Source organism: Streptomyces sp. NBC_01363 (assembly GCF_026340595.1).
Taxonomy (GTDB): Bacteria; Actinomycetota; Actinomycetes; order Streptomycetales; family Streptomycetaceae; genus Streptomyces.
This window is the reverse complement of the sequence record NZ_JAPEPF010000001.1, coordinates 4,012,453-4,032,897: the sequence shown is the minus strand read 5'-3', so window position 1 is coordinate 4,032,897 and position 20,445 is coordinate 4,012,453. Positions and strand designations below refer to the sequence as shown.

Sequence of the window (20,445 nt, the reverse complement as noted above, 5' to 3'; positions counted from 1 at the left end):
GTCAGCGGCAGGCTGCACTTGGCATGACGGCGCAGGCCGGTCGACGGTTCACTCCACGTAGGGGCGAATTTCGGTCAGCCGTAAACTCACCCGCTTTCCCGCTTTGTCGACGTATCGGTGCACCGGCCCGTGATCGAGTCGACCACATCGCGCCCCACCAGATCAGGAAAAATACGCTCAAATCAGTCTCAAGGATCCCGAGATTCACCCTCTGCGCCGGTTGGTTCGATTACGTTCCCTTTCTCGCGTGACCCCGGCTGCGGCTCGCCCGTTGTCATTTCCATGAGCCGGGAACCGCCCGGCGCACGCACCGAGTTCGAGGAGCCACCCGTGCCGCGCATGCTCGACGTCAGCGAGGACGTACGCGCCGAGATCGGCGACGCCGAAGCCGACCGGCTGCTTGTCGGCGACAACGCCCCGGGCAGTTACGACTGCACTTCCTGCCGCACCCCCGGCGACTCCGAGCAGGAACGCACCAGCACGGTGCTCTTCGTCGGCGACGAGACCGCCGTCCTCGCCTTCGCCCACGCGACGTGCATCCCCTCGCAGGTGGTCCAGGTCGCCGAGGAGCAGCTGCAGGGCGCCGTACGCAGCATCACCGGCACCGAGGGCTCCGGCGATTCCGGCGGCGGCGCGGCGCAGCCGCAGAACCTCCCCGCCGAGCAGGCCGTCCTCGGGATCACCAGCGGTCTCGTCCTGATCGACGACGAGCTCCACCCGGCCCTCGTCGTCGAGCCGACCGGGGCGATCGCCCGTCCGGGCACGGACGGAAGCCGGGGCGACGAATTCCTCCAGCTCCTGCTGGAGCAGGGCTTCCACCCGGTCCACCGGATGGACCAGGTGCCCGCCCTGCTGCACGGCTGGTCGATCCTGCTCGCCATGGGCCAGCTGCACGCCGTGCTCCAGCCGGGCACCGGCGGCGGCGCACCGGTCGCCTGGTGGCAGGCGCACGCCCCGCTCCAGGTCACCGAGGGCTGGCGGACCGCGGCCAACAAGTCGCAGACCGTCCTCGTCTTCGCCGCCCCCGCCGGATCGATCGGCCAGCAGCCACGCGAGGACCTGCTGCGCGACGCTCTGGACAAGGCCGCGGCCAACGGGCTCCTGGTGGCCGCCGCGATGCCGCTGGCCGGCACCTGATCATGGGCGGCGGCCCCTCGCACCAGCGACGAACAGCGATTTCTCCGCTGCGCCCGCATCCGACGGACACCGGGGTCGTTGGCACATACGTGCACTCATACGACTCCTCCCACCAGCGCCCGAGCCCGATTCCTGCCATGCGGCCCTCGCAGGACCCCTCGGGCGGTCAGTCCCACACCCCGATCTACGACGCGCTGTACTCCGAGTACCGCCGTTCGTTCCGGGCGCTGCCGGGTGATCGGAGCGGCGAGGAGAATCTCGGCTTCATGGCCTTCGGCACCGGGCTCTTCGGCAGCCGTCTCCCGCTGGGCGGCCATTCCGGCCACTCCGCCGGTTTCTCCACCGGTCTCGCCGTGACAGGCGGGGCCACCGGACACGGCAGCGGCAGCGGCACCGGCACCGGCACCGGCACCGGCACGCACAGCGGCGGCCTCGGGTCCTGGCAGCGGGTGGGTCGGCACTCCGGGCGCACCCAGCCCGCGGCCCTGCCCCCGGGCTCGCGAGGGGCCTGACCCTGCGACAGAGCCCCGGACCGTCTCGGATGCGAGACGGTCCGGGGCTCTGTCGTACGCCGTTGCGCGCTACTTGTTGCGGCCGCGCTTCTCGCGGACCCGCACCGAGATGTGGATCGGGGTGCCCTCGAAGCCGAACTCCTCACGCAGCCGACGCTCGACGAACCGTCGGTAGCCGTGCTCCAGGAAGCCCGAGGCGAACAGCACGAAGCGCGGCGGCTTGGTACCGGCCTGGGTGCCGAAGAGGATCCGGGGCTGCTTGCCGCCGCGGACGGGGTGCGGGTGGGAGGCGACGATCTCGCCGAGGAAGGCGTTCAGCCGGCCGGTGGGGACGCGGGTCTCCCAGCTGGCGAGGGCGGTCTCGATCGCCGGGACGAGCTTCTCCATGTGCCGGCCGGTGACGGCCGAGACGTTGACCCGAGGGGCCCACGCGATCTGCGCGAGCTCCGTCTCGATCTCGCGCTCCAGGTAGTAGCGGCGCTCCTCGTCGAGCGTGTCCCACTTGTTGTACGCGATCACCAGGGCACGCCCGGCCTCCACGGCCATGGTGATGATGCGCTGGTCCTGGACGCTGATGGACTCGCCCGCGTCGATCAGGACGACGGCGACCTCGGCCTTCTCCACGGCGGCGGCGGTACGCAGCGAGGCGTAGTAGTCCGCACCCTCCTGGAGGTGGACGCGACGGCGGATGCCGGCCGTGTCGATGAACTTCCAGGTGATGCCGCCGAGCTCGATCAGCTCGTCGACCGGGTCGCGGGTGGTGCCGGCGAGCTCGTTGACGACGACGCGGTCCTCGTTCGCCACCTTGTTCAGCAGCGAGGACTTGCCGACGTTCGGACGGCCGATGAGCGCGATCCGGCGCGGGCCGCCGATCGCGGTGCCGAAGCGCTGCGCCGGGGCCTCGGGAAGCGCTTCGAGCACGGCGTCGAGCAGGTCGCCGGTGCCGCGGCCGTGCAGCGAGGAGACCGGGTGCGGCTCGCCGAGGCCCAGCGACCACAGCGCGGTGGCGTCCGCCTCGCCGCTCTGTCCGTCGACCTTGTTGGCGCACAGCACGACCGGCTTGCCGGCCCGGCGCAGCAGCTTGACGACGGCCTCGTCGGTGTCGGTCGCGCCGACGGTCGAGTCGACCACGAAGACGACCGCGTCGGACGCCTCGATCGCGTACTCGGCCTGGGCGGCGACGGAGGCGTCGATGCCCAGCACGTCCTGCTCCCAGCCGCCGGTGTCGACGACCTTGAAGCGGCGGCCCGCCCACTCGGCCTCGTAGGTGACGCGGTCACGGGTGACGCCCGGCTTGTCCTCGACGACTGCCTCACGGCGGCCGATGATCCGGTTCACCAGCGTCGACTTGCCGACGTTGGGGCGGCCGACGACGGCGAGCACGGGCAGCGGTCCGTGACCGGCCTCGTCGATCGCGCCCTCGACCTCTTCGAGGTCGAAGCCCTCCTCCGCGGCGAGCTCCATGAACTCCGCGTACTCGGCGTCGCCAAGTGCTCCGTGCTCATGGTCCGAGCCGTCGGAGTGAATCTGGTCGTTCATGAAGTCCGTTCCTCTTTGCATCATCATCGATGGGCCACGAACACGCGGCCCACTACTCAAGTCTTACCTAGCGCCCGGTGAAACGCCTGGCCTCGTCCAGATGGGCGGTCAGCCGCCCCTGGATCCGTACCGTCGCCTCGTCCAGCGCCTTGCGCGTACGCCGCCCGCTGCCGTCGCCCGCTTCGAAGGCATCGCCGAAGACGACGTCGACCCGGCTGCGCAGCGGCGGCAGTGCCGATATCAACCGTCCGCGGCGCTCGGTGCTTCCCAGGACGGCCACGGGCACGATCGGCGCCCCGCTGCGTACCGCGAAATACGCGAGCCCGGCACGCAGGGAGGCGAAGTCGCCCTCGCCCCTGGTGCCCTCGGGAAAGATCCCGAGCGCCCCGCCGCTCTCCAGCACGCCGAGGGCGTGCGTGATGGCGGTGCGGTCGACGGTCGTACGGTCCACCTTCAGCTGACCGATTCCGCGCAGGAACGGGTCGAGCGGGCCGACGAACGCCTCTTTCTTGATCAGGAAGTGGACGGGCCGGGGCGCGGTGCCCATCAGCATCGGACCGTCGATGTTGTGCGAGTGGTTCACCGCGAGTATGACGGGTCCGGAGGCGGGGACCCGCCACGCACCGAGGACGCGGGGCTTCCACAGCCCGTACATCAGCCCGATGCCGATCCCGCGCCCGACCGCCGCACCGCGCGGCGAGGGCGAGCCCGTGGCCTGGGTCACTTCGTGGCCCGCTTCTCCTCGACGAGGGTGACGACGCACTCGATGACCTGCTGAAGGGTCAGCTCGGTGGTGTCCACCTCGACGGCGTCGTCCGCCTTGGCCAGCGGGGAGGTCTTGCGGCCGGAGTCGGCCGCGTCCCGCTTGATCAGCGCCTCCTTGGTGGCGGCGAGGTCGGAGCCCTTGACCTCTCCGCTGCGACGGGCTGCGCGTGCCTCCGGGGAAGCGGTGAGGAAGATCTTCAGGTCGGCGTCGGGCAGCACGGTGGTGCCGATGTCCCGACCCTCGACCACTATGCCCCGCTCGGCCGCGGCGGCGATGCTGCGCTGCAGCTCGGTGATCCGGGTGCGCACCTCGGGGACGGCGCTGACGGCGCTGACCTTGGAGGTGACCTCCTGGGTGCGGATCGGGCCCGCGGCGTCCTCGCCGTCGACGGTGATCGTCGGGGCGGCCGGGTCCGTGCCGGAGACGATGACCGGCTTGGCGGCCGCGGTCGCCACCTCCGTCGCGTCCTGCACGTCGATGCCGTTGTTCAGCATCCACCAGGTGATCGCCCGGTACTGGGCGCCGGTGTCCAGGTAGCTCAGGCCGAGCTGCGCGGCGACGGCCTTGGACGTGCTCGACTTGCCGGTGCCGGATGGCCCGTCGATGGCGACGATCACTGCGGCCGGGGCCGTACGGGTTTCCACGGTGGTGGACACCTTCCTGAATACACGGGGTGGGCGGGACGGGGGCGCGTGCGAACCCGCCCCGCACAAGGTTACCGAGTGTCGGAGCGGGTCTCTGCACCCCTGTGGACAACGGCCTTCCGGCCCCGCCGCCCCGGGCTACTGGCGTATCGACCAGCCCCGCTCGCGCAGCGCCGCGCTCAGTGCGGGGGCCGCGCTCGGCTCGACCATCAGCTGGACCAGGCCGGCCTGCTGCCCGGTGGCGTGCTCGATGCGCACGTCCTCGACGTTGACCCCGGCCCGTCCGGCGTCGGCGAAGATCCCGGCCAGTTCGCCCGGCCGGTCGCTGATGAGCACGGACACCATCTCGTACGCGGTGGGGGCGGTCCCGTGCTTGCCCGGCACCCTGACCCGGCCCGCGTTGCCGCGGCGCAGGACGTCCTCGATGCCCTCGGTGCCCTCGCGGCGCCGGTCGTCGTCGTCGGACTGCAGGCCGCGCAGCGCCCGTACCGTCTCGTCCAGGTCGGCGGCGACCCCGGCCAGCACGTCGGCGACCGGGCCGGGGTTGGCGGAGAGGATCTCCACCCACATCCGGGGGTCGGAGGCGGCGATCCGGGTGACGTCCCTGATGCCCTGGCCGCAGAGGCGTACGGCGGTCTCGTCGGCCTCCTCCAGGCGGGCGGCGACCATCGACGAGATCAGCTGCGGGGTGTGGGAGACCAGGGCGACGGCCCGGTCGTGCGCGTCGGCGTCCATGACGACCGGGACGGCGCGGCAGAGCGCGACCAGTTCCAGGGCGAGGTTGAGGACCTCGGTGTCGGTGTCACGGGTCGGGGTGAGGACCCAGGGCCTGCCCTCGAACAGATCCGCGGTGGCGGCGAGGGGGCCCGACCGCTCCTTGCCGGCCATGGGGTGCGTACCGATGTACGGCGCGAGGTCGAGGCCGAGGGCCTCCAGCTCGCGGCGCGGGCCGCCCTTCACGCTGGCGACGTCGAGGTAGCCGCGGGCGACGCCGTCCCGCAGGGCGGTGGCCAGCACCGAGGCCACGTGGGCGGGCGGCACGGCGATGATCGCCAGGTCCACGGGGCCGTCGGGCGCCTCGTCCGTACCGGCGCCCAGCGCGGCCGCGGTGCGGGCCGACCGGGGGTCGTGGTCGACGAGGTGGACATGGATGCCGCGCCCGGCGAGGGCGAGGGCTGCGGAAGTGCCGACGAGGCCCGTTCCGATGACGACGGCGGTTCTCACTGGGCGATGTCCTTGCGAAGTGCGGCGGTGGCACCGAGGTACACGTGGGCGATCTCGGACTTGGGAAGGTAGGTCTCGACGTGCGCGAGTATGCGCACCACACGGGGCATGGCCCCCTCGATGTCCAGCTCCTGGGCGCAGATCAGCGGTACGTCGACGATGCCGAGCCCGCGTGCGGCGGCGGCCGGGAAGTCGCTGTGCAGGTCGGGGGTGGCCGTGAACCAGATGCTGATCAGATCGTCCGCGACGAGGCTGTTGCGCTCCAGGACGGCGGTGAGCAGGGCACCGACCCGCTCACCCATGTGCCCGGCCTCGTCCTGCTCGAGCTGGACGGCTCCGCGGACCGCTCGTACCGCCACGTCGTGCTCCTCGGTTCCTCGTACGTGTCGCGCCTGCTGTCCGCCTGCGTGATCTCTCTGCCCGATCAGCCTAAAGGGCTGCGCGGCCGGCGGTCCGGGGTGCTCTGTCCGTGAGACGGGGCGGGTACACGCCGACGGCCCGAGGGCCTGCCCGGCCCGATTGCGCCGGACAGGCCCTCGGGCCGCTCTCGCCGTCAGAGCTGCTGCTCCCGGACCAGGTCCTCGATCGAGCGGCCCTCCGGCACCTCACCCGAAGGAGTCAGCTTGTCGACCGCTGTCGGCAGCGACCGGGCGATCTCGTCGGCCGCCTGCTCGGTGCTGACCCCTGCTTCCCAGGCGACCTTCCGCAGGGTCTCGTCCGGCAGCGCCTCGCTGATCTGGGCGCCGCTGACCGCCTGGTTCTCACCGGTGCCGACCCAGGACTGCGCCTGGTCGACGAGGCCGGATCTGGTGAGCATCCCGATCAGCCCTTCGAGCGCGTTGCCACCGCCGCCCGTTCCGCCCTGGCCGCCGCCGAGCGTGCCCAGCAGCGCGCCGAGGATGTTCCCCGCGCCGCCCGAGCCACCCGAGCCGCCGCTCTGGCCGCCGCCCAGCAAGCCGCCCAGCAGGCTGCCGAGATCGTTTCCTGCCATGGTTCTGCCTTCCAGAGGGGATGATTTATCGACAATGTCGATCAGAACCCGGGCTTCTGCCACTTGAGCCGGCGCCTGAGGGCCGCCCCGATATCCCCGGTGCAAGCTGTTTTCGCTCGCGTACTCTCGCCGGCATGATCACCCCTGATCCCGAGGCTCTCGTACGCGACCACACGGTCTACTCCTGCGTGATGGGCTCACGCGCCTTCGGGCTCGCCACGGAGGGGAGCGACACCGACCGGCGCGGCGTGTTCCTCGCGCCGACCCCGCTGTTCTGGCGGTTCGAGAAACCGCCGACGCATGTCGAGGGCCCGGCACAGGAGCAGTTCTCGTGGGAGCTGGAACGCTTCTGCGAGCTGGCGCTGCGCGCCAACCCCAACGTGCTGGAGTGCCTGCACTCACCACTGGTGGAACACGCCGACGCCGTGGGCCGTGAACTCCTCTCCCTGCGCGGCGCGTTCCTCTCCCGGCTGGCCCACCAGACCTTCGTCCGCTACGCCTCGGGCCAGCGCAGGAAGCTGGAGGCGGACGTACGGCGGCACGGGGCGCCGCGCTGGAAGCACGCCATGCATCTGCTGCGGCTGCTGACCTGCGGCCGGGACCTGCTGCGCACGGGCGAGCTCACGATCGAGGTGGGCGCGGCCCGGGAGGAGCTGCTGGCGGTGAAGCGGGGCGAGGTGCCGTGGGCGGAGGTCGAACGCCGCATGAACCGCCTCGTCGAGGAGGACGACGAGGCCGCGAGGAACTCCCCGCTCCCGCCGGAGCCGGACCGGGCCCGGGTGGAGGACTTCCTGATCCGCACCCGCCGGGCGTCAGTGTCCTGGCCCGGCGGGGACTTCTAGAACCCACCCTAGGACGCCCACCCCGTCAACCGCGCCCGCACCACGAGGTCGTGCAGTTCCTCGAAGCCGCCGGCCTTCTCGGGAAGCCCCGATTCCGCCTGGGCCCGGTCCAGCACCCCGTGCAGCGCCTCGACGTCCCGGGACACCACCGCGCCGGCCATGTCCCCCGCTCCCCCGTGCTCGGCCTCGGCCTTCGCCTCGATCAGCTCGGGCAGATACGCGGGCGCCGCCACCTCCCCGAGGAGGGTCGGCAGATGCGCCCGCACTTCGCCGCTGCGCATCAGGTGGATCCCGGTGAGCAGTGCCCGGAAGGTGTACAGCAGCGGCTTCAGTTCACCGGTCCTCTCGAAGAGCCGCCACTGGGTGTTGGCGAATCCCCGGTAGTGGTGGGCGTGGTTGCGGGTGAGCACGCCCGGCGCCAGGTCCACCAGTTCCGTGTGCGTCCTGCTCGTGTGCACGACCAGCGGCGAGAGCAGCTGCTCCAGCACATAGCCGTTCGGTTTCAGCATCAGCCGGACGAACTTCCGCAGGTCGTGCGTGACGAGGTCCATCTCGATCCCGTCCCGGTCCCACATCCGCGAGCGCGTCTCCTCGGGCTCGCGGAGTCCCACCAGGTCCTCCGCGGGCAGGAGATGGACCCCCCGAAGGTCCACATCCGAGTCCTTGGAGGGGAACCCGTACAGATGCGCCCCGGAGACCGTGGCGAACAGCAGCGGGTGGCGCTCCTCGGCGACGACCGGGCCGAGGTCCGTGACCGGCAGCCCGGCTTCCTGGAAGTGCTTGGTGTCCCTGCGCATGGATCAAGAATCCCAGAGCGCCCCCAGCGACAGCAGATCGCTGCGGTACTCGATCCGCTCCGACCACTCCTTGGGCCAGGCCCCGGCCCCCAGGTGCGCCCCGGCGAACGCGCCGGTCAGGCAGCCGAGGGAGTCGGAGTCGCCCCGGGTGCAGGCGGCGCGGCGGAGGGCGGTGACGGGCTCGTCGGGGAAGAGGAGGAAGCAGTGCAGGGCCGTGGCCAGGGCCTCCTCGGCGATCCACCCGTCACCGGTCAGCTCGCAGGGGTCGGTCTCCGGGGACGGGTCGTGCAGCGCGTCCTGGACGCGGGCCAGGGCGCTGAGGCATTCGTCCCAGCCGCGCTGGATGTACAGCTCGGGCGAGGAGTCGCCCGCGTACCGCCAGAGGTCGCCGAGCCAGCGAGTGAGGTACCGGCCGCTGTTCTCGTAGGCGTACGAACGCAACTGCCCGATCAGGCCCATCGGCTCCGCCCCCTGCGCCAGCAGGTACACCGCGCGGGCCGTCAGGTCGGACGCGGCGAGCGCGGTCGGGTGCCCGTGAGTGAGGGCCGCCTGCAACTGGGCGGCGCCGGAGCGCTGTTCGTCGCTCAGCCCGGGTACGAGGCCGATCGGCGCGACCCGCATGTTGGCACCGCAGCCCTTGGAACCGGTCTGGCTGGCCTCCTGCCAGAGCCGGTCGCTGTCGAGCAGGCGGCAGGCGGTCATGCAGGTGCGGCCGGGGGCGCGGTTGTTGTCGGGCGAGTGGTACCAGTCGACGAACTCCTCGCGCACCGGGCGGACCAGCCGCAGCGGGGTGAGCAGCCCGCGGTCCATGGCGGTACGGATGCCCCGCCCCAGGGCCAGCGTCATCTGGGTGTCGTCGGTCACGATCGCCGGCTTCGGCAGCCGCATCAGGCGCCACGGCCCGCACTTGGCGAGGATCGACGGCACGTTGTTGAACTCGGTCGGGAAGCCCAGTGCGTCGCCGAGCGCGAGCCCGGTCAGCGCGCCGGTGGCGGCCTGCTTGGTGACGGTCCTGGTCACGATCACGTGCTTCTTCCTTCCGGTCTCAGCAATGGAGGGTGCAGGGCGGTAGCGGCACCCGCCCGGTAGAGCGCGGCCGGTTTCCCCCGTCCGCCGGTGCGGCGCGGCGATCCCTCCACGGCCTGGACGAAGCCGGGCGTGGTGAGGACCTTGCGCCGGAAGTTGGGCCGGTCCAGCTCGACGCCCCAGACCGTCTCGTACACCTGCTGGAGTTCTCCCAGGGTGAATTCGGGCGGGCAGAAGGCGGTGGCCAGACAGCTGTATTCGAGCTTGGCGCCGATCCGGTCGTGCGCGTCGGCGAGGATGCGGTCGTGGTCGAAGGCGAGCGGGCCGAGCGCTCCGGCGTCCCACCACTGGGCGCCGGCCGCGTCGCCGCCGCCGCGCGGCTCGGGCAGGTCGGGTACGAGCGCGGCGTACGCGACCGAGACGACCCGCATCCTGGGGTCGCGGTCCGGATCGCTGTAGGTGCGCAGCTGTTCCAGGTGAAGGGCGCCGACGGTGCCCTCCGTCAGCCCGGTCTCCTCGGCGAGCTCCCTGCGGGCGGCGGCCCCGGCGGACTCGCGGGGCAGGACGAAGCCGCCGGGCAGCGCCCAGTGCCCCTTGTACGGGTCCTCGCCCCGTTCGACGAGCAGGACGTGCAGCCGGCTGTCGCGGACCGTGAAGACGGCGAGGTCGACGGTGACGGCGAAGGGTTCGAAGGCGTACGGGTCGTAGCCCTCGGGGGCGCCGGTGCTCATCGGTGCTCCGGCAGGGGCGCGGCGAATTTCCAGCTGTCGGCGAGCAGCGTGTCGACGGCGGCGACCGCGGTTGCCAGGCGTTCCTGACGGGTTCCGGTGAGCTCGACGAACTCCCTTCCGGTACAGGTGAGTTCGGCCCGGAAGCGGTCGGTCATCCAGGGCCGCAGCTCTTCGCCGTCGCGCAGTCCGTCGTCCTCGAAGGCGACGCCCTCGTGGTCGGTGAGCAGCCACAGGTGGTGGGCGACCCGGTCGGCGGTCTCCTCGACGAGCGGGTTGCGTCCGCCGATGTACCGCTCGTGCCAGACGGTGGTGGCGAAGGAGTCGGTGTCGCAGAAGAGCACCGGCGACCCGAGGCGCGCGGCCGCCTCCTCCTTGGCGTTCTGCGTCTCGGCGATCAGCGAGAAGTCATCGGTGGTGAAGGCGACGTCCTCCCACTGGGCGCCGGGCCTGCGGTCGCGCAGGGCGGCCAGTTTCTGTTCGCTGAACTCCCGCCCGTACTCGGCGACGTAACCGGTCCGCGCCCAAACGCCGCCGCGCCCGCGGTAGTGGTCGGTGAGGGCACGGGCCATCGTCGTGGTGCCGGTGGACTCCGCGCCGAGGACGACGACCCGGCGGGCGAGGGCGGCCCGTACGGGCGGCTCCAGGAAGTCCCAGCAGCCGACCGGGTCCTTGCGGACGGCGGTGCCGGAGACCGGGAAGACCGTGCGGTCGGGGTCGACGCAGACGGATTCGGCGCCGAACCGGCGGGCGAGTTCGTCCCCGTACGACTCCGAGGTGAAGACGGCGTCCACCGGCTCGGGCACGGCCCCGGTGAAGACGGCCATGTGCGCGTCCCAGATCACCGGGTCGTGGAGGTCCATGCGGATGTCGTCGACGGCGCCGACGACCCGTACGTCCGGGTGCACCTCCCGCATCCAGGCCACCCGGTCGGCGAGCGGTACGGACTCGACGGAGGCGGCGCAGACCAGGACGGTCAGCCGCTCGCAGCGGTCCCGCGCGGTGCGGACGAGATGGTGGTGGCCGGCGTGCGGCGGGTAGAACTTGCCGAGGACCAGCCCGTGCCCGAAGCGCTTCATGCCGCCACCTCCGCCAACTGCCGCCGCTGCCCGGCGAGATCACGCATCCAGTTGCGCAGGCCGATCAGGCAGAGCGTCAGGAAGCCGACGTACAGCAGCGAGGTCAGATAGAGCTCCTTGTACGCGTACAGCGGGACGTACACCACATCGGCGGCGATCCAGAGCCACCAGGACTCGACGAGCTTGCGGCACTGTCCGTACGTCGCCGTCAGGGACAGCGCGGTCGTCAGGGCGTCCCAGAAGGGCACGGTCGAGTCGGTGGCGTGGTCGAGCAGGACGGTGAGGGCGACGGTCCCCGCCACCCCCGCCGCGAGCAGCCAGGTCCATTCGGTGCGCGTGGTGCGCCGCACCGGCAGGTCCGGTGAGCCCGGTCCACCCCCGTGGGTCCAGGTCCACCAGCCGTACGCGGCAAGGGCGATGAAGACGATCTGGAGGCCGGCGTCGGCGTACAGACCGGACTGGGTGAACAGCAGGATGAAGAAGAGGTTGTTGGCGATGCCGATCGGCCAGTTGGCGAGGTGCTGGCGGGCCACGAGCCATACGCACAGCGCCCCGCTGCCGAAGCCGAGCACCTCGGTCCAGCTGACCGGGGTGTCGAGCACCGTCACCAGGGGTTGTTGCAGTGGATCGAGGAAATCCGCGAGACTCACGCCTGCCTCCTTTATAGTCACTCTGACTATAAAGGTGGATCGGGCACGAAGAAAGACCCGCGGCCGGTTCCTGTTCGAAAATCGAGAACAGGAACCGGCCGCGGGCCGTGGAGCGGACGGAGGAGGGTTACAGACCGACCTCGCGCATCAGCATGCCCACCTCGGTGTTGGTGAGGCGGCGCAGCCAGCCGGACTTCTGGTCGCCCAGCGGGATCGGCCCGAAGGATGTCCGTACGAGCCGCTCGACCGGGAAGCCGGCCTCGGCCAGCATCCGGCGGACGATGTGCTTGCGGCCCTCGTGGAGGGTCACCTCGACCAGGTAGTTCTTGCCGGTGTTCTCGACGACCCGGAAGTGGTCGGCGCGGGCGTACCCGTCCTCCAGCTGGATGCCGTCCTTGAGCCGCTTGCCCAGGTCACGCGGGAGCGGTCCCTGGATGGCGGCCAGGTAGGTCTTCTTCACGCCGTACTTGGGGTGGGTGAGGCGGTGGGCCAGCTCGCCGTGGTTGGTGAGCATGATGATGCCCTCGGTCTCGGTGTCCAGCCGGCCGACGTGGAAGAGCCGCGTCTCACGGTTGGTGACGTAGTCGCCGAGGCACTGGCGGCCGTCCGGGTCCTCCATCGAGGAGACGACACCGGCGGGCTTGTTCAGCGCGAAGAAGAGGTAGGACTGGGCGGCGACGGTCAGACCGTCGACCTTGATCTCGTCCCTGTTCACATCGACGCGCATGCCCTGCTCGACGACGATCTCGCCGTTGACCTCGACGCGGGCCTGCTCGATCAGCTCCTCGCACGCCCGGCGCGAGCCCATGCCGGCGCGGGCGAGGACCTTCTGCAGCCGCTCGCCCTCCTGCTCGGCGCCCGGGTGGGTCTTGGGCGTCCTGATGTCGGCCTTGCCGGCGTACCTGTCCCGGTTGCGCTGCTCGATCTTGGCGTCGAGCTCACGCGGACGGGACGGGGCGCCCTGGCGACGCCGACCACCGCTCCTGGCGCTGCCCGCCTGCGCGGGCTTCGGGCCGCCCTTGGCGCCGCCGCGGGCCGCCGCGCCGCGTCCCTTGCGGGGGCCGTCGCCGCTCTTCTCCCCGGTGCCGCCCACGTCGTAGCGGCGCTCCTCGGGCCGGGGCCGGCGGGGACGCTGCTCCTGCTTGCCGTCGCGCCCGGCGCCGGCACCGCGAGGATTCCGGCTGCCGCCGCTCTTGCCGCCGCCGCTGCCGCTTCCGCTGTTCCTGCCACTGCTTCGCATCAAAATTCCGTCTTGTCGTCTGCGTGAGTATCCGGGGTGTCCGGTGCGTCCGGATCGAACGACGGCACACCCTCTAGCGTCTCAGCCTCGATCGCGTCCGCCTCGGGGAGGAAGGGCGCGAGCTCCGGGAGCTCATCCAGGCCACGCAGGCCCATCCGCTCCAGAAAGTAGTTCGTCGTCCTGTACAGGATCGCACCTGTTTCGGGTTCCGCGCCCGCTTCCCCCACCAGACCTCGCTGGAGCAGGGTCCGCATCACTCCGTCACAGTTCACGCCGCGGACCGCGGAGACCCTGGACCGGCTGACCGGCTGGCGGTACGCGACCACCGCGAGGGTCTCCAGCGCCGCCTGGGTCAGACGGGCCTGCTGGCCGTCCAGGACGAAGCTCTCGACGGCCGCCGCGTACTCGGGACGGGTGTAGAAGCGCCAGCCGCCCGCCACCAGCCGCAGCTCGAAGCCGCGGCGCTGCACGGTGTACTCGTCGGCCAGCGCGCGCAACGCGTCGGCGACGGCCCTGCGGGGCCGCTCCAGCACCTTGGCGAGGTGCTCCTCGGTGGCGGGCTCGTCGACGACCATGAGGACGGCTTCCAACGCTGGCCCGAGGTCGAGATCCGCGACGGTGGAGCCGGTGGTCTCCTGCTGACTCATGCCTTCCCATCCTCCTGGACGTCCTGCGTCTCGGCGTCGAACTCGTCCGTGACGACGGGCCCGGCACCCTCGCCCCCCGCCCAGCGCACCAGGAGCTCCCCGAGCGCCTCGTCCTGGTCGAGCGCCACGGCCTTCTCCCGGTACAGCTCCAGCAGCGCGAGGAACCGGGCGACGACGGTGAGGGTGTCCGGGGCGTCCTCGGTGAGCGCCCGGAAGCTGGCCTCCCCCGCCTCCCGCAGCCGTGCCACCACGATCTCGGCCTGTTCCCGCACGCTGACCAGCGGCGCGTGGATGTGGTCGACGTACACCTGCGGCTCGGCCTTCGGCTGCATCGCCTTCACGGCCAGCGCGGCGAACCCCTCCGCCCCGATGCTGATCACGACCTCGGGCAGCAGCTCGGCATGGTGCGGCTCCAGCCCCACCGTCCGCGGGAACCGCCGCCCCTCCGAAGCCAGCCGGTCGCTGAGGATCTCCGCGATGCGTTTGTACGCGCGGTACTGGAGCAGCCGGGCGAAGAGCAGGTCCCGCGCTTCGAGCAGCGCCAGGTCCGCCTCGTCCTCCACCTCGGCGGCGGGCAGCAGCCGCGCCGCCTTCAGGTCGAGCAGCGTCGCGGCGACGACGAGGAACTCGGTGGTCTGATCCAGGTCCCAGTCCGGCCCCATGGCCCGGATGTGCGCCATGAACTCGTCGGTGACCTTCGACAGCGCGACTTCGGTCACATCCAGCTTGTGCTTGGCGATGAGCTGGAGGAGCAGGTCGAACGGGCCCTCGAAGTTCGCCAGCCGGACGGTGAACCGCCCGTCGTCGGCGGAACCGGGAAGCCCGGCGGGCCCTGGAGGCTCCGGCGCCGCGACGGGCGCCTCGGTCGCCGCGGGTGCCTCGGTCGCCTCCCCGTCCCGGGACAGCGGCGGGGCGGGGGCCTCCGGGGCGGCGCGCCCGGCGTCCACCGGCTCCGGCGCGGCCCGGCCGCCCGGACCGCGCCCCAGGGGTCGGCGGGGGGTGCGGGCGGGCTCGTCGGTCGTCGGCATGAAGGTCCAGGGGCAGCGGGATACGGGCGGCGGGCCGTGGCCCGTGCGGGAGGGCCGGACCACTCGTCCGGCGGTCGCCCACCGGGCAGGCTACCGGCGCCCCACCCCTCAGCGGCCGCGCAACCGCCGTACGAGGATGCTCGCGTCGCCCCGCGACTCCAGATCCGCGAGCACCACCGCGACCGCCTCACGGACGATCCGGCCGCGGTCGACCGCGAGCCCGTGCTCCCCGCGCAGCACGAGGCGGGCGTGTTCGAGGTCCATCAGTTCCTCGGCGGAGACGTAGACGGTGATCTTCTCGTCGTGGCGCTCGCGGCCGCTGGGCCGCCGGTTCGCCCCGCGCCCGCCTCCGCGCCTGCGCTGCTGCTGAACGGCGGGGGCGGGGACCGCCTCCTGCGCGGACGGTGACGCGGACGAGGGCGCGGCCGTCGGCGCGGGCTGCTGGGGCCTCCGCCCCGCCTGCGCGGCCACCGCGACCCGGTCGCCGTCGCCGCGGCTGCGCGACTCCCCCGCGTCGGCATCGGCCGCGGAGTGCTCCTCGCGCGAGGCGCCGTCGGTGGCCTGTGCCGCGTCCGTCCCGGCTCCGTCCGCCCCGGAATCGCTCTCACCGGCCGGACCGGGCACCCGGGCCTCGCCGTTCGCCTTGCGCCGCCGGTCGGCGGGGGAAGAGGCCTGGAGCCCCATTCCTCCGGTGGTACGGAACAGTTCGTCGGCCCCGGGCAGACTCACTCGGCGTGACACCGGGCGAGCACCTCCCTGGCGAGCTGGCGATAGGCGGCGGCACCGACCGAGTTGGAGGCGTAGGTGGTGATGGGTTCACCGGCGACCGTGGTCTCCGGGAAGCGCACGGTGCGCCCGATGACCGTGTGGTAGACGTGATCGTCGAATGCCTCGACGACGCGCGCGAGGACCTCACGGCTGTGCACCGTACGGGAGTCGTACATGGTGGCGAGGATGCCGTCGAGCTCCAGATCGGGGTTGAGGCGCTCCTGGACCTTCTCGATGGTCTCGGTGAGCAGGGCCACACCACGCAGCGCGAAGAACTCGCACTCGAGCGGCACTATGACCTTGTGGGCCGCCGTGAGGGCGTTCACGGTGAGCAGGCCCAGCGACGGCTGACAGTCGATCACGATGTAGTCGTAGTCGGCCATCAGCGGCTTCAGGGCGCGCTGCAGCGTGGACTCCCGGGCCACCTCGCTCACCAGCTGCACCTCGGCAGCCGACAGGTCGATGTTGCTGGGCAGCAGGTCCATGTTCGGGACCGCGGTCTTCAGCAGGACCTCGTCGGCCGACATGCCCCGCTCCATGAGCAGGTTGTAGACCGTGAGGTCGAGCTCCATCGGGTTGACGCCGAGCCCGACCGACAGGGCTCCCTGCGGGTCGAAGTCGACGAGCAGGACGCGTCGCCCGTACTCCGCGAGCGCGGCACCCAGGTTGATGGTCGACGTGGTCTTGCCGACGCCGCCCTTCTGGTTGCACATCGCGATGATCTTCGCGGGACCGTGATCGGTCAGCGGGCCCGGGATCGGGAAGTAGGGCAGGGGCCGACCGGTCGGGCCGATCCGCTCGCGGCGCTGGCGGGCAGCGTCGGGCGCGAGGGTGGCCGCGTACTCCGGATCGGGTTCGTACTCGGCGTCGGGGTCGTAGAAGTGCCCCTGGGGCACTTCGTCGAAGTCGGCGAAGTGGGCGGTCTCCCGGCCACTCTCGTTGCCGGCCATGGCGTTCACGTGTAGGCCGTCCATCATCTGGGGGGCTGTCGTCATGTGCTGTTGGGTGGCGAAGGTGCGGACAGCGACGGAGCCGACAGCCGCCAGCCCGTTCGGGCCCTGGCCCCGTGCAGGCATCCCTGGATGAACACCCCCGGGAGTAAATGTCGACTCATTCACAAGTCGTCTTACCTCCTTGGACGTGACCAGGAAACTTATCGATAGGTCAGCGTGGCACCATGCCGACGATTGGCGACTCTATGGCGTGTCACCGCTCTGCAGCAACACAATCCGCCGGACCCGGCCCGATGTGTCGGCAATCGAACACCTCCCTGTCAAGGGTGCGCAGCCACCGGGGTGCGGTTTTAACAGGTGCACGAATCGGTTGAAGAGTTACGTTCAAGACGAGTTGAACCGGACCCCCACAGGGACCCGACATGCCTCCGGCCGGACCTTGCTCGGCAAGGTCCGGCCGGACGCGTGAGGTTGACGGAAGCGGTTGACCCGTCAGCCGAGGAGCGAACTCAGCTCGACGTGCTCAAGGCCGTGCGCTTCGGCCACCTCGCGGTAAACAACCTGCCCGTCATGGGTGTTGAGGCCCTTGGCGAGCGCGGCGTCACGGCGCAGCGCCTCGACCCAGCCGCGGTTGGCGAGCTCCAGGATGTACGGGAGCGTGGCGTTGGTGAGGGCGTACGTGGAGGTGTTCGGCACCGCGCCCGGCATGTTCGCGACGCAGTAGAAGACCGAGTTGTGGACCATGAAGGTCGGCTCGGCGTGCGTCGTCGGGTGCGAGTCCTCGAAGCAACCGCCCTGATCGATTGCAATGTCGACAAGTACACTTCCGGGCTTCATCTTGGCGACGAGCTCGTTGGTGACCAGCTTCGGCGCCTTCGCGCCGGGGATCAGCACGGCGCCGACGACGAGGTCGGCCTCGATGACGGCCTTCTCCAGCTCGAAGGCGTTGGAGACGACGGTCTTCACCTTGGTGCCGAAGACCTTGTCGGCCTCGCGGAGCTTGTTGATGTCCTTGTCGAGCAGCGTGACGTGGAAGCCGAGACCGACGGCGATCTGCGTGGCGTTCCAGCCGGAGACACCGCCGCCGATGACGACGGCCTCGGCGGGCGCCGTACCCGGGACGCCGCCCGGCAGCACGCCGCGGCCACCGACCGAGCGCATCAGGTGGTAGGCGCCGACCTGCGGGGCCAGCCGGCCCGCGACCTCGGACATCGGGGCGAGCAGCGGGAGCGCGCGGTTCGCGGTCTCGACCGTCTCGTAGGCGATGGCCGTGGTGCCCGACTCGATCAGCGCGTCGGTGCACTCGCGGGAGGCGGCGAGGTGCAGGTAGGTGAAGAGCGTCTGGTCCTTGCGGAGGCGGTGGTACTCCTCGGCGACCGGCTCCTTGACCTTGAGCAGGAGATCGGCGGTGGCCCAGACCTCGTCGGCGGTGGGGAGGATCTGCGCCCCGGCGGCGACGTACTCCTCGTCCGTGATGGAGGAGCCGGCACCGGCGCTCTCCTCGACGACGACCTGGTGGCCGTGGCGGACGAGCTCGTGCACGCCGGCAGGCGTGATCGCCACGCGGAACTCGTTGTTCTTGACTTCGCGGGGGATGCCGACCTTCACGTCGATCACGGTCCTTGGCTCAGAGGGTTACCCGGACATAGCTATACATACCCGGATAGACACTACGTAAATGGAGACACCGCGAACACACGCGGCAGAGCCAGTCTAATGAAGGGTTTCGTGCTGTCTAGCCTTACAAAGCATTAATTTTCAGTCGCCGCACTACGGATTTCGCAGGCCGCACCCTCTTGGTCCAGCAATCTGTCGGCCAGACCCCGGTGCAGCCCGGCCGCGGCCGGGTCGCCGAGCCTGTCGAACGTGTCGGCCAACCGGAGCTCCAGCGCCGCCTGCAGGCGTACGTCCCCGGCCCGCCTGGCCCACTCGACGGCCTCCTGGCAGGTGTGCAGGGACTCCTGCGGCCGACCCGCGTACTCCTGCACCCGCGCCGCCTCGCTGAGCGCCCGCGCCTGGGCCGGCACGTCGCCGAGCCTGCGGTACCCGGCCGCCGCGGCGCGCCAGTTGCGCAGCGCCTCGCCGTACCGCCCGGCATAGGTGTGGACGGCGCCGAGCCGCCCGTACAGCCGCGCCTCGTCGGCCCGCTCCCCCTGGGTGAGCCGCTGCGCCAGCGCTCGGCCGTACCAGTCGGAGGCCCGCTGGAAGTCCCCCAGCTCGGCATAGGCGCCACCTACGGATTCCATCGCGCGACCGGTGGCGTACGGGTCCTTCGCGGCCCGTCCGGCATCCAGCGCGGCCCGGTAGCGGGCCAGCGCCTCCCGGGTGCGGCCGGTCCTGGCGTCGAGGTCGGCGAGGTTGAGCAGCGCGGCGGCCCGCTCGCGCGGCAGTTCCCGCCGCTCGGCGACGGCCAGCACCAGACCGTGCAGTCCGTACAGCTCGGGTGCGGCGGCCTCGGTGCCGCGGTGCACGGCCAGCGCCCGCACCAGAGCGGCCACCAACCGCCTTGCCAGGGTGTCGAGTTCACCGTCCTCGACGGCGATCCGGGCCGAGGCCAGCAGGGCGGGCCGGCGGATCCGCAGCCATTCGGCGGCCGCCTCGGGGTTGGGGAAGCGCAGTGACCGCGGCAGCCCGGCGAGCTTGCCGCGGGCCGGGGAACCCTCGGGTTCGGTGACCGCCCGGCAGGACTGCAGCAGCCGTACGGTCCGCTCCAGCATCCGGGCCCTGGCGAGCTGGATCTCCGCCGGCCGGTCCCTGGCCTCCAGCAACGCCCGCAGCAGCGGCGCGAGACAGCCGGGCACCTCGTACTGCGGCTGATCCGCCCCGTTGGTGTGCAGCAGCCCCAGGGCAACGAAGTCGTCGAGGGTCGCCTGGGCGGCCGAGACGGAGCAACCGGCCAGCGCGGACGCGGTGTGGGCGTCGGCGAGTCCGGCGGGGGCGAGGGCGAGCAGCCGCAGTATCCGGGCGGCCGTCGGCGGCAGCGAGTCGTGGGCCAGCCGGAAGGCGCGGGCCAGCGGGCGGGAGCCGGTGGACTGCTCCGTGTCGTCCGGCAGCTCGCGCAGCTGCTTGGTGACATCGGCGACCGACGCCATGGGGTGGGCGGCGAGCCAGCCCCCGACCATGACCAGGGCGCCCGGCAGCCCACCGCACTCCTCGGCGAGGGTCTCGGCGGTCCGCGGGTCGACGGTGATCCTGACCTCTCCGATGATGCGGGCGAGCAGCCGCACGGCGGAGCCCGCGTCCAGGCCGCCGATGGTGCAGGGACGGACGCCCGGGATGCCGGTCAGCGGGCCCCCGGAAGTGGCGACGACCAGGCAGTCCGGGTTGTCCGGCAGCAGCGGGTCGACCTGTTCCGCGTCCGCCGCTTCGTCGAGGAGCAGCAGGGCACGGCGTCCGGCGAGCTCCTTGCGGACCATCTCGGAGAGTTCGTCCCCGTCCGCGCCGGGCGGGCCGGTCACACCCAGCTGGTTGAGCAGCTCGCGGGCGGTGCGCTCGGTGGGCACCGGCGCACCGCCGGGATCGGTGAGCCGGGCGCGGAAGAGTCCGTCGGGGTGGTCGTCGGCGGCGAGCAGCCTGCGGGTGAGTTCACCGGCGAGCGCGGTGCGTCCGGAGCCGGGCCGTCCGGCGATCAGCAGGACCCGGGCGCGGGCGGCCTTGCGACCGGCCAGGGTGTCGAGGCCGGCTCTCTCGATGTCGGCCCGCAGTGCCTTCAACTCGCGGTCGCGGCCGAAGAATTGGGGTGGGGCGGCGCCGGACGGCTCCTCGGTTCCCGCTGCCTTGGCCGGGCCGCTGGTGTCCACCGCCTGATCCGTCACGGGCCACGCTCCACTTCGCTGCACGCGTCGCCCGCCGGGACTCCGGTCAGGGCATTCCG

At 71.6% G+C, this 20,445-nt stretch carries 21 protein-coding genes; 3 read left to right on the top strand and 18 right to left on the bottom strand.

Annotated elements, in window-relative coordinates; genetic code table 11:
* The first annotated feature begins 330 nt into the window (after positions 1–330).
* Together OG611_RS18575 and OG611_RS18570 are read left to right on the top strand one after the other, a co-directional pair.
* Complete coding sequence (locus tag OG611_RS18575) at positions 331–1,137, top strand: hypothetical protein (protein WP_266426002.1); 807 nt, start codon at positions 331–333, stop codon at positions 1,135–1,137.
* Between the two features lie 137 nt (positions 1,138–1,274).
* Positions 1,275–1,649 (top strand): hypothetical protein, encoded by a 375-nt coding sequence (locus OG611_RS18570; RefSeq protein WP_266421315.1) that lies wholly within the window; start codon positions 1,275–1,277, stop codon positions 1,647–1,649.
* Positions 1,650–1,718: 69 nt separating this feature from the next.
* Here OG611_RS18570 and der read toward each other — a convergent pair whose 3' ends face one another.
* The 6 genes from der to OG611_RS18540 all read right to left on the bottom strand — a co-directional run bounded on the left by der (position 1,719) and on the right by OG611_RS18540 (position 6,813).
* Complete coding sequence (gene der, locus OG611_RS18565) at positions 1,719–3,188, bottom strand: ribosome biogenesis GTPase Der (protein ID WP_266421313.1); 1,470 nt, start codon at positions 3,186–3,188, stop codon at positions 1,719–1,721.
* A gap of 67 nt (positions 3,189–3,255) precedes the next feature.
* Positions 3,256–3,912 carry a 1-acyl-sn-glycerol-3-phosphate acyltransferase gene (locus OG611_RS18560; protein ID WP_266421310.1) on the bottom strand — a complete coding sequence of 219 codons (657 nt, stop codon included), beginning with the start codon at positions 3,910–3,912 and terminating at the stop codon, positions 3,256–3,258.
* A complete protein-coding gene (gene cmk / locus OG611_RS18555) occupies positions 3,909–4,610 on the bottom strand; it encodes a (d)CMP kinase (protein ID WP_266421308.1) in 702 nt (233 codons plus the stop codon). The genes OG611_RS18560 and cmk overlap by 4 nt, the downstream gene beginning before the upstream one ends.
* 126 nt (positions 4,611–4,736) lie before the next feature.
* Positions 4,737–5,822, bottom strand: a complete 1,086-nt coding sequence (locus OG611_RS18550; protein WP_266421305.1) for a prephenate dehydrogenase — start codon at positions 5,820–5,822, stop codon at positions 4,737–4,739.
* Complete coding sequence (gene aroH / locus OG611_RS18545; RefSeq protein WP_266421302.1) at positions 5,819–6,181, bottom strand: chorismate mutase; 363 nt, start codon at positions 6,179–6,181, stop codon at positions 5,819–5,821. The genes OG611_RS18550 and aroH overlap by 4 nt, the downstream gene beginning before the upstream one ends.
* A 194-nt stretch (positions 6,182–6,375) precedes the next feature.
* Positions 6,376–6,813, bottom strand: coding sequence for a YidB family protein (locus OG611_RS18540; protein WP_266421300.1), 438 nt, complete (start codon positions 6,811–6,813; stop codon positions 6,376–6,378).
* Between the two features lie 134 nt (positions 6,814–6,947).
* On the opposite strand from OG611_RS18540, the gene OG611_RS18535 reads away from it, so the two are divergent.
* Complete coding sequence (locus OG611_RS18535) at positions 6,948–7,655, top strand: nucleotidyltransferase domain-containing protein (RefSeq protein WP_266421297.1); 708 nt, start codon at positions 6,948–6,950, stop codon at positions 7,653–7,655.
* Positions 7,656–7,663: 8 nt separating this feature from the next.
* On the opposite strand, the gene OG611_RS18530 is transcribed toward OG611_RS18535, so the two are convergent.
* The 12 genes from OG611_RS18530 to OG611_RS18475 all read right to left on the bottom strand — a co-directional run bounded on the left by OG611_RS18530 (position 7,664) and on the right by OG611_RS18475 (position 20,386).
* The gene (locus OG611_RS18530; protein WP_266421294.1) at positions 7,664–8,452 is read right to left on the bottom strand and encodes a nucleotidyltransferase domain-containing protein; all 789 of its coding nucleotides are present in this window, start codon (positions 8,450–8,452) and stop codon (positions 7,664–7,666) included.
* A gap of 3 nt (positions 8,453–8,455) precedes the next feature.
* Positions 8,456–9,478, bottom strand: coding sequence for an ADP-ribosylglycohydrolase family protein (locus OG611_RS18525; RefSeq protein WP_266421291.1), 1,023 nt, complete (start codon positions 9,476–9,478; stop codon positions 8,456–8,458).
* Positions 9,475–10,209 (bottom strand): NUDIX domain-containing protein, encoded by a 735-nt coding sequence (locus OG611_RS18520; protein WP_266421288.1) that lies wholly within the window; start codon positions 10,207–10,209, stop codon positions 9,475–9,477. Before OG611_RS18520 ends, OG611_RS18525 begins: the two co-directional genes overlap by 4 nt.
* Positions 10,206–11,285 (bottom strand): AAA family ATPase, encoded by a 1,080-nt coding sequence (locus OG611_RS18515; protein ID WP_266421285.1) that lies wholly within the window; start codon positions 11,283–11,285, stop codon positions 10,206–10,208. The genes OG611_RS18520 and OG611_RS18515 overlap by 4 nt, the downstream gene beginning before the upstream one ends.
* A complete protein-coding gene (pnuC, locus tag OG611_RS18510) occupies positions 11,282–11,935 on the bottom strand; it encodes a nicotinamide riboside transporter PnuC (protein ID WP_266421282.1) in 654 nt (217 codons plus the stop codon). The genes OG611_RS18515 and pnuC overlap by 4 nt, the downstream gene beginning before the upstream one ends.
* 127 nt (positions 11,936–12,062) lie before the next feature.
* The gene (locus tag OG611_RS18505; RefSeq protein ID WP_266421281.1) at positions 12,063–13,175 is read right to left on the bottom strand and encodes a pseudouridine synthase; all 1,113 of its coding nucleotides are present in this window, start codon (positions 13,173–13,175) and stop codon (positions 12,063–12,065) included.
* Positions 13,175–13,822 (bottom strand): SMC-Scp complex subunit ScpB, encoded by a 648-nt coding sequence (scpB, locus tag OG611_RS18500; RefSeq protein ID WP_266421280.1) that lies wholly within the window; start codon positions 13,820–13,822, stop codon positions 13,175–13,177. Before scpB ends, OG611_RS18505 begins: the two co-directional genes overlap by 1 nt.
* Positions 13,819–14,850, bottom strand: a complete 1,032-nt coding sequence (locus OG611_RS18495) for a ScpA family protein (RefSeq protein WP_266421278.1) — start codon at positions 14,848–14,850, stop codon at positions 13,819–13,821. Before OG611_RS18495 ends, scpB begins: the two co-directional genes overlap by 4 nt.
* A 108-nt stretch (positions 14,851–14,958) precedes the next feature.
* Positions 14,959–15,579, bottom strand: a complete 621-nt coding sequence (locus OG611_RS18490; protein WP_266426000.1) for a hypothetical protein — start codon at positions 15,577–15,579, stop codon at positions 14,959–14,961.
* On the bottom strand, positions 15,576–16,694 hold the full coding sequence (locus tag OG611_RS18485) for a ParA family protein (RefSeq protein ID WP_266421275.1): 1,119 nt from the start codon (positions 16,692–16,694) through the stop codon (positions 15,576–15,578). The genes OG611_RS18490 and OG611_RS18485 overlap by 4 nt, the downstream gene beginning before the upstream one ends.
* A 369-nt stretch (positions 16,695–17,063) precedes the next feature.
* Positions 17,064–18,179: an alanine dehydrogenase gene (gene ald / locus OG611_RS18480; protein WP_266425996.1), complete on the bottom strand. Its 1,116-nt coding sequence runs from the start codon at positions 18,177–18,179 to the stop codon at positions 17,064–17,066.
* Between the two features lie 143 nt (positions 18,180–18,322).
* Positions 18,323–20,386: a tetratricopeptide repeat protein gene (locus OG611_RS18475; RefSeq protein ID WP_266421273.1), complete on the bottom strand. Its 2,064-nt coding sequence runs from the start codon at positions 20,384–20,386 to the stop codon at positions 18,323–18,325.
* Positions 20,387–20,445: the final 59 nt, after the last annotated feature.

Bases quoted from the DNA above. Each gene is read 5' to 3' on its own strand.
- OG611_RS18570 (WP_266421315.1), top strand. From the start codon at position 1,275: ATGCGGCCCTCGCAGGACCCCTCGGGCGGTCAGTCCCACACCCCGATC.
- der (WP_266421313.1), bottom strand. From the start codon at position 3,188: ATGAACGACCAGATTCACTCCGACGGCTCGGACCATGAGCACGGAGCA.
- OG611_RS18540 (WP_266421300.1), bottom strand. From the start codon at position 6,813: ATGGCAGGAAACGATCTCGGCAGCCTGCTGGGCGGCTTGCTGGGCGGC.
- OG611_RS18535 (WP_266421297.1), top strand. From the start codon at position 6,948: ATGATCACCCCTGATCCCGAGGCTCTCGTACGCGACCACACGGTCTAC.
- OG611_RS18530 (WP_266421294.1), bottom strand. From the start codon at position 8,452: ATGCGCAGGGACACCAAGCACTTCCAGGAAGCCGGGCTGCCGGTCACG.
- OG611_RS18520 (WP_266421288.1), bottom strand. From the start codon at position 10,209: ATGAGCACCGGCGCCCCCGAGGGCTACGACCCGTACGCCTTCGAACCC.
- OG611_RS18515 (WP_266421285.1), bottom strand. From the start codon at position 11,285: ATGAAGCGCTTCGGGCACGGGCTGGTCCTCGGCAAGTTCTACCCGCCG.
- OG611_RS18505 (WP_266421281.1), bottom strand. From the start codon at position 13,175: ATGCGAAGCAGTGGCAGGAACAGCGGAAGCGGCAGCGGCGGCGGCAAG.
- scpB (WP_266421280.1), bottom strand. From the start codon at position 13,822: ATGAGTCAGCAGGAGACCACCGGCTCCACCGTCGCGGATCTCGACCTC.
- OG611_RS18495 (WP_266421278.1), bottom strand. From the start codon at position 14,850: ATGCCGACGACCGACGAGCCCGCCCGCACCCCCCGCCGACCCCTGGGG.
- OG611_RS18485 (WP_266421275.1), bottom strand. From the start codon at position 16,694: ATGCCTGCACGGGGCCAGGGCCCGAACGGGCTGGCGGCTGTCGGCTCC.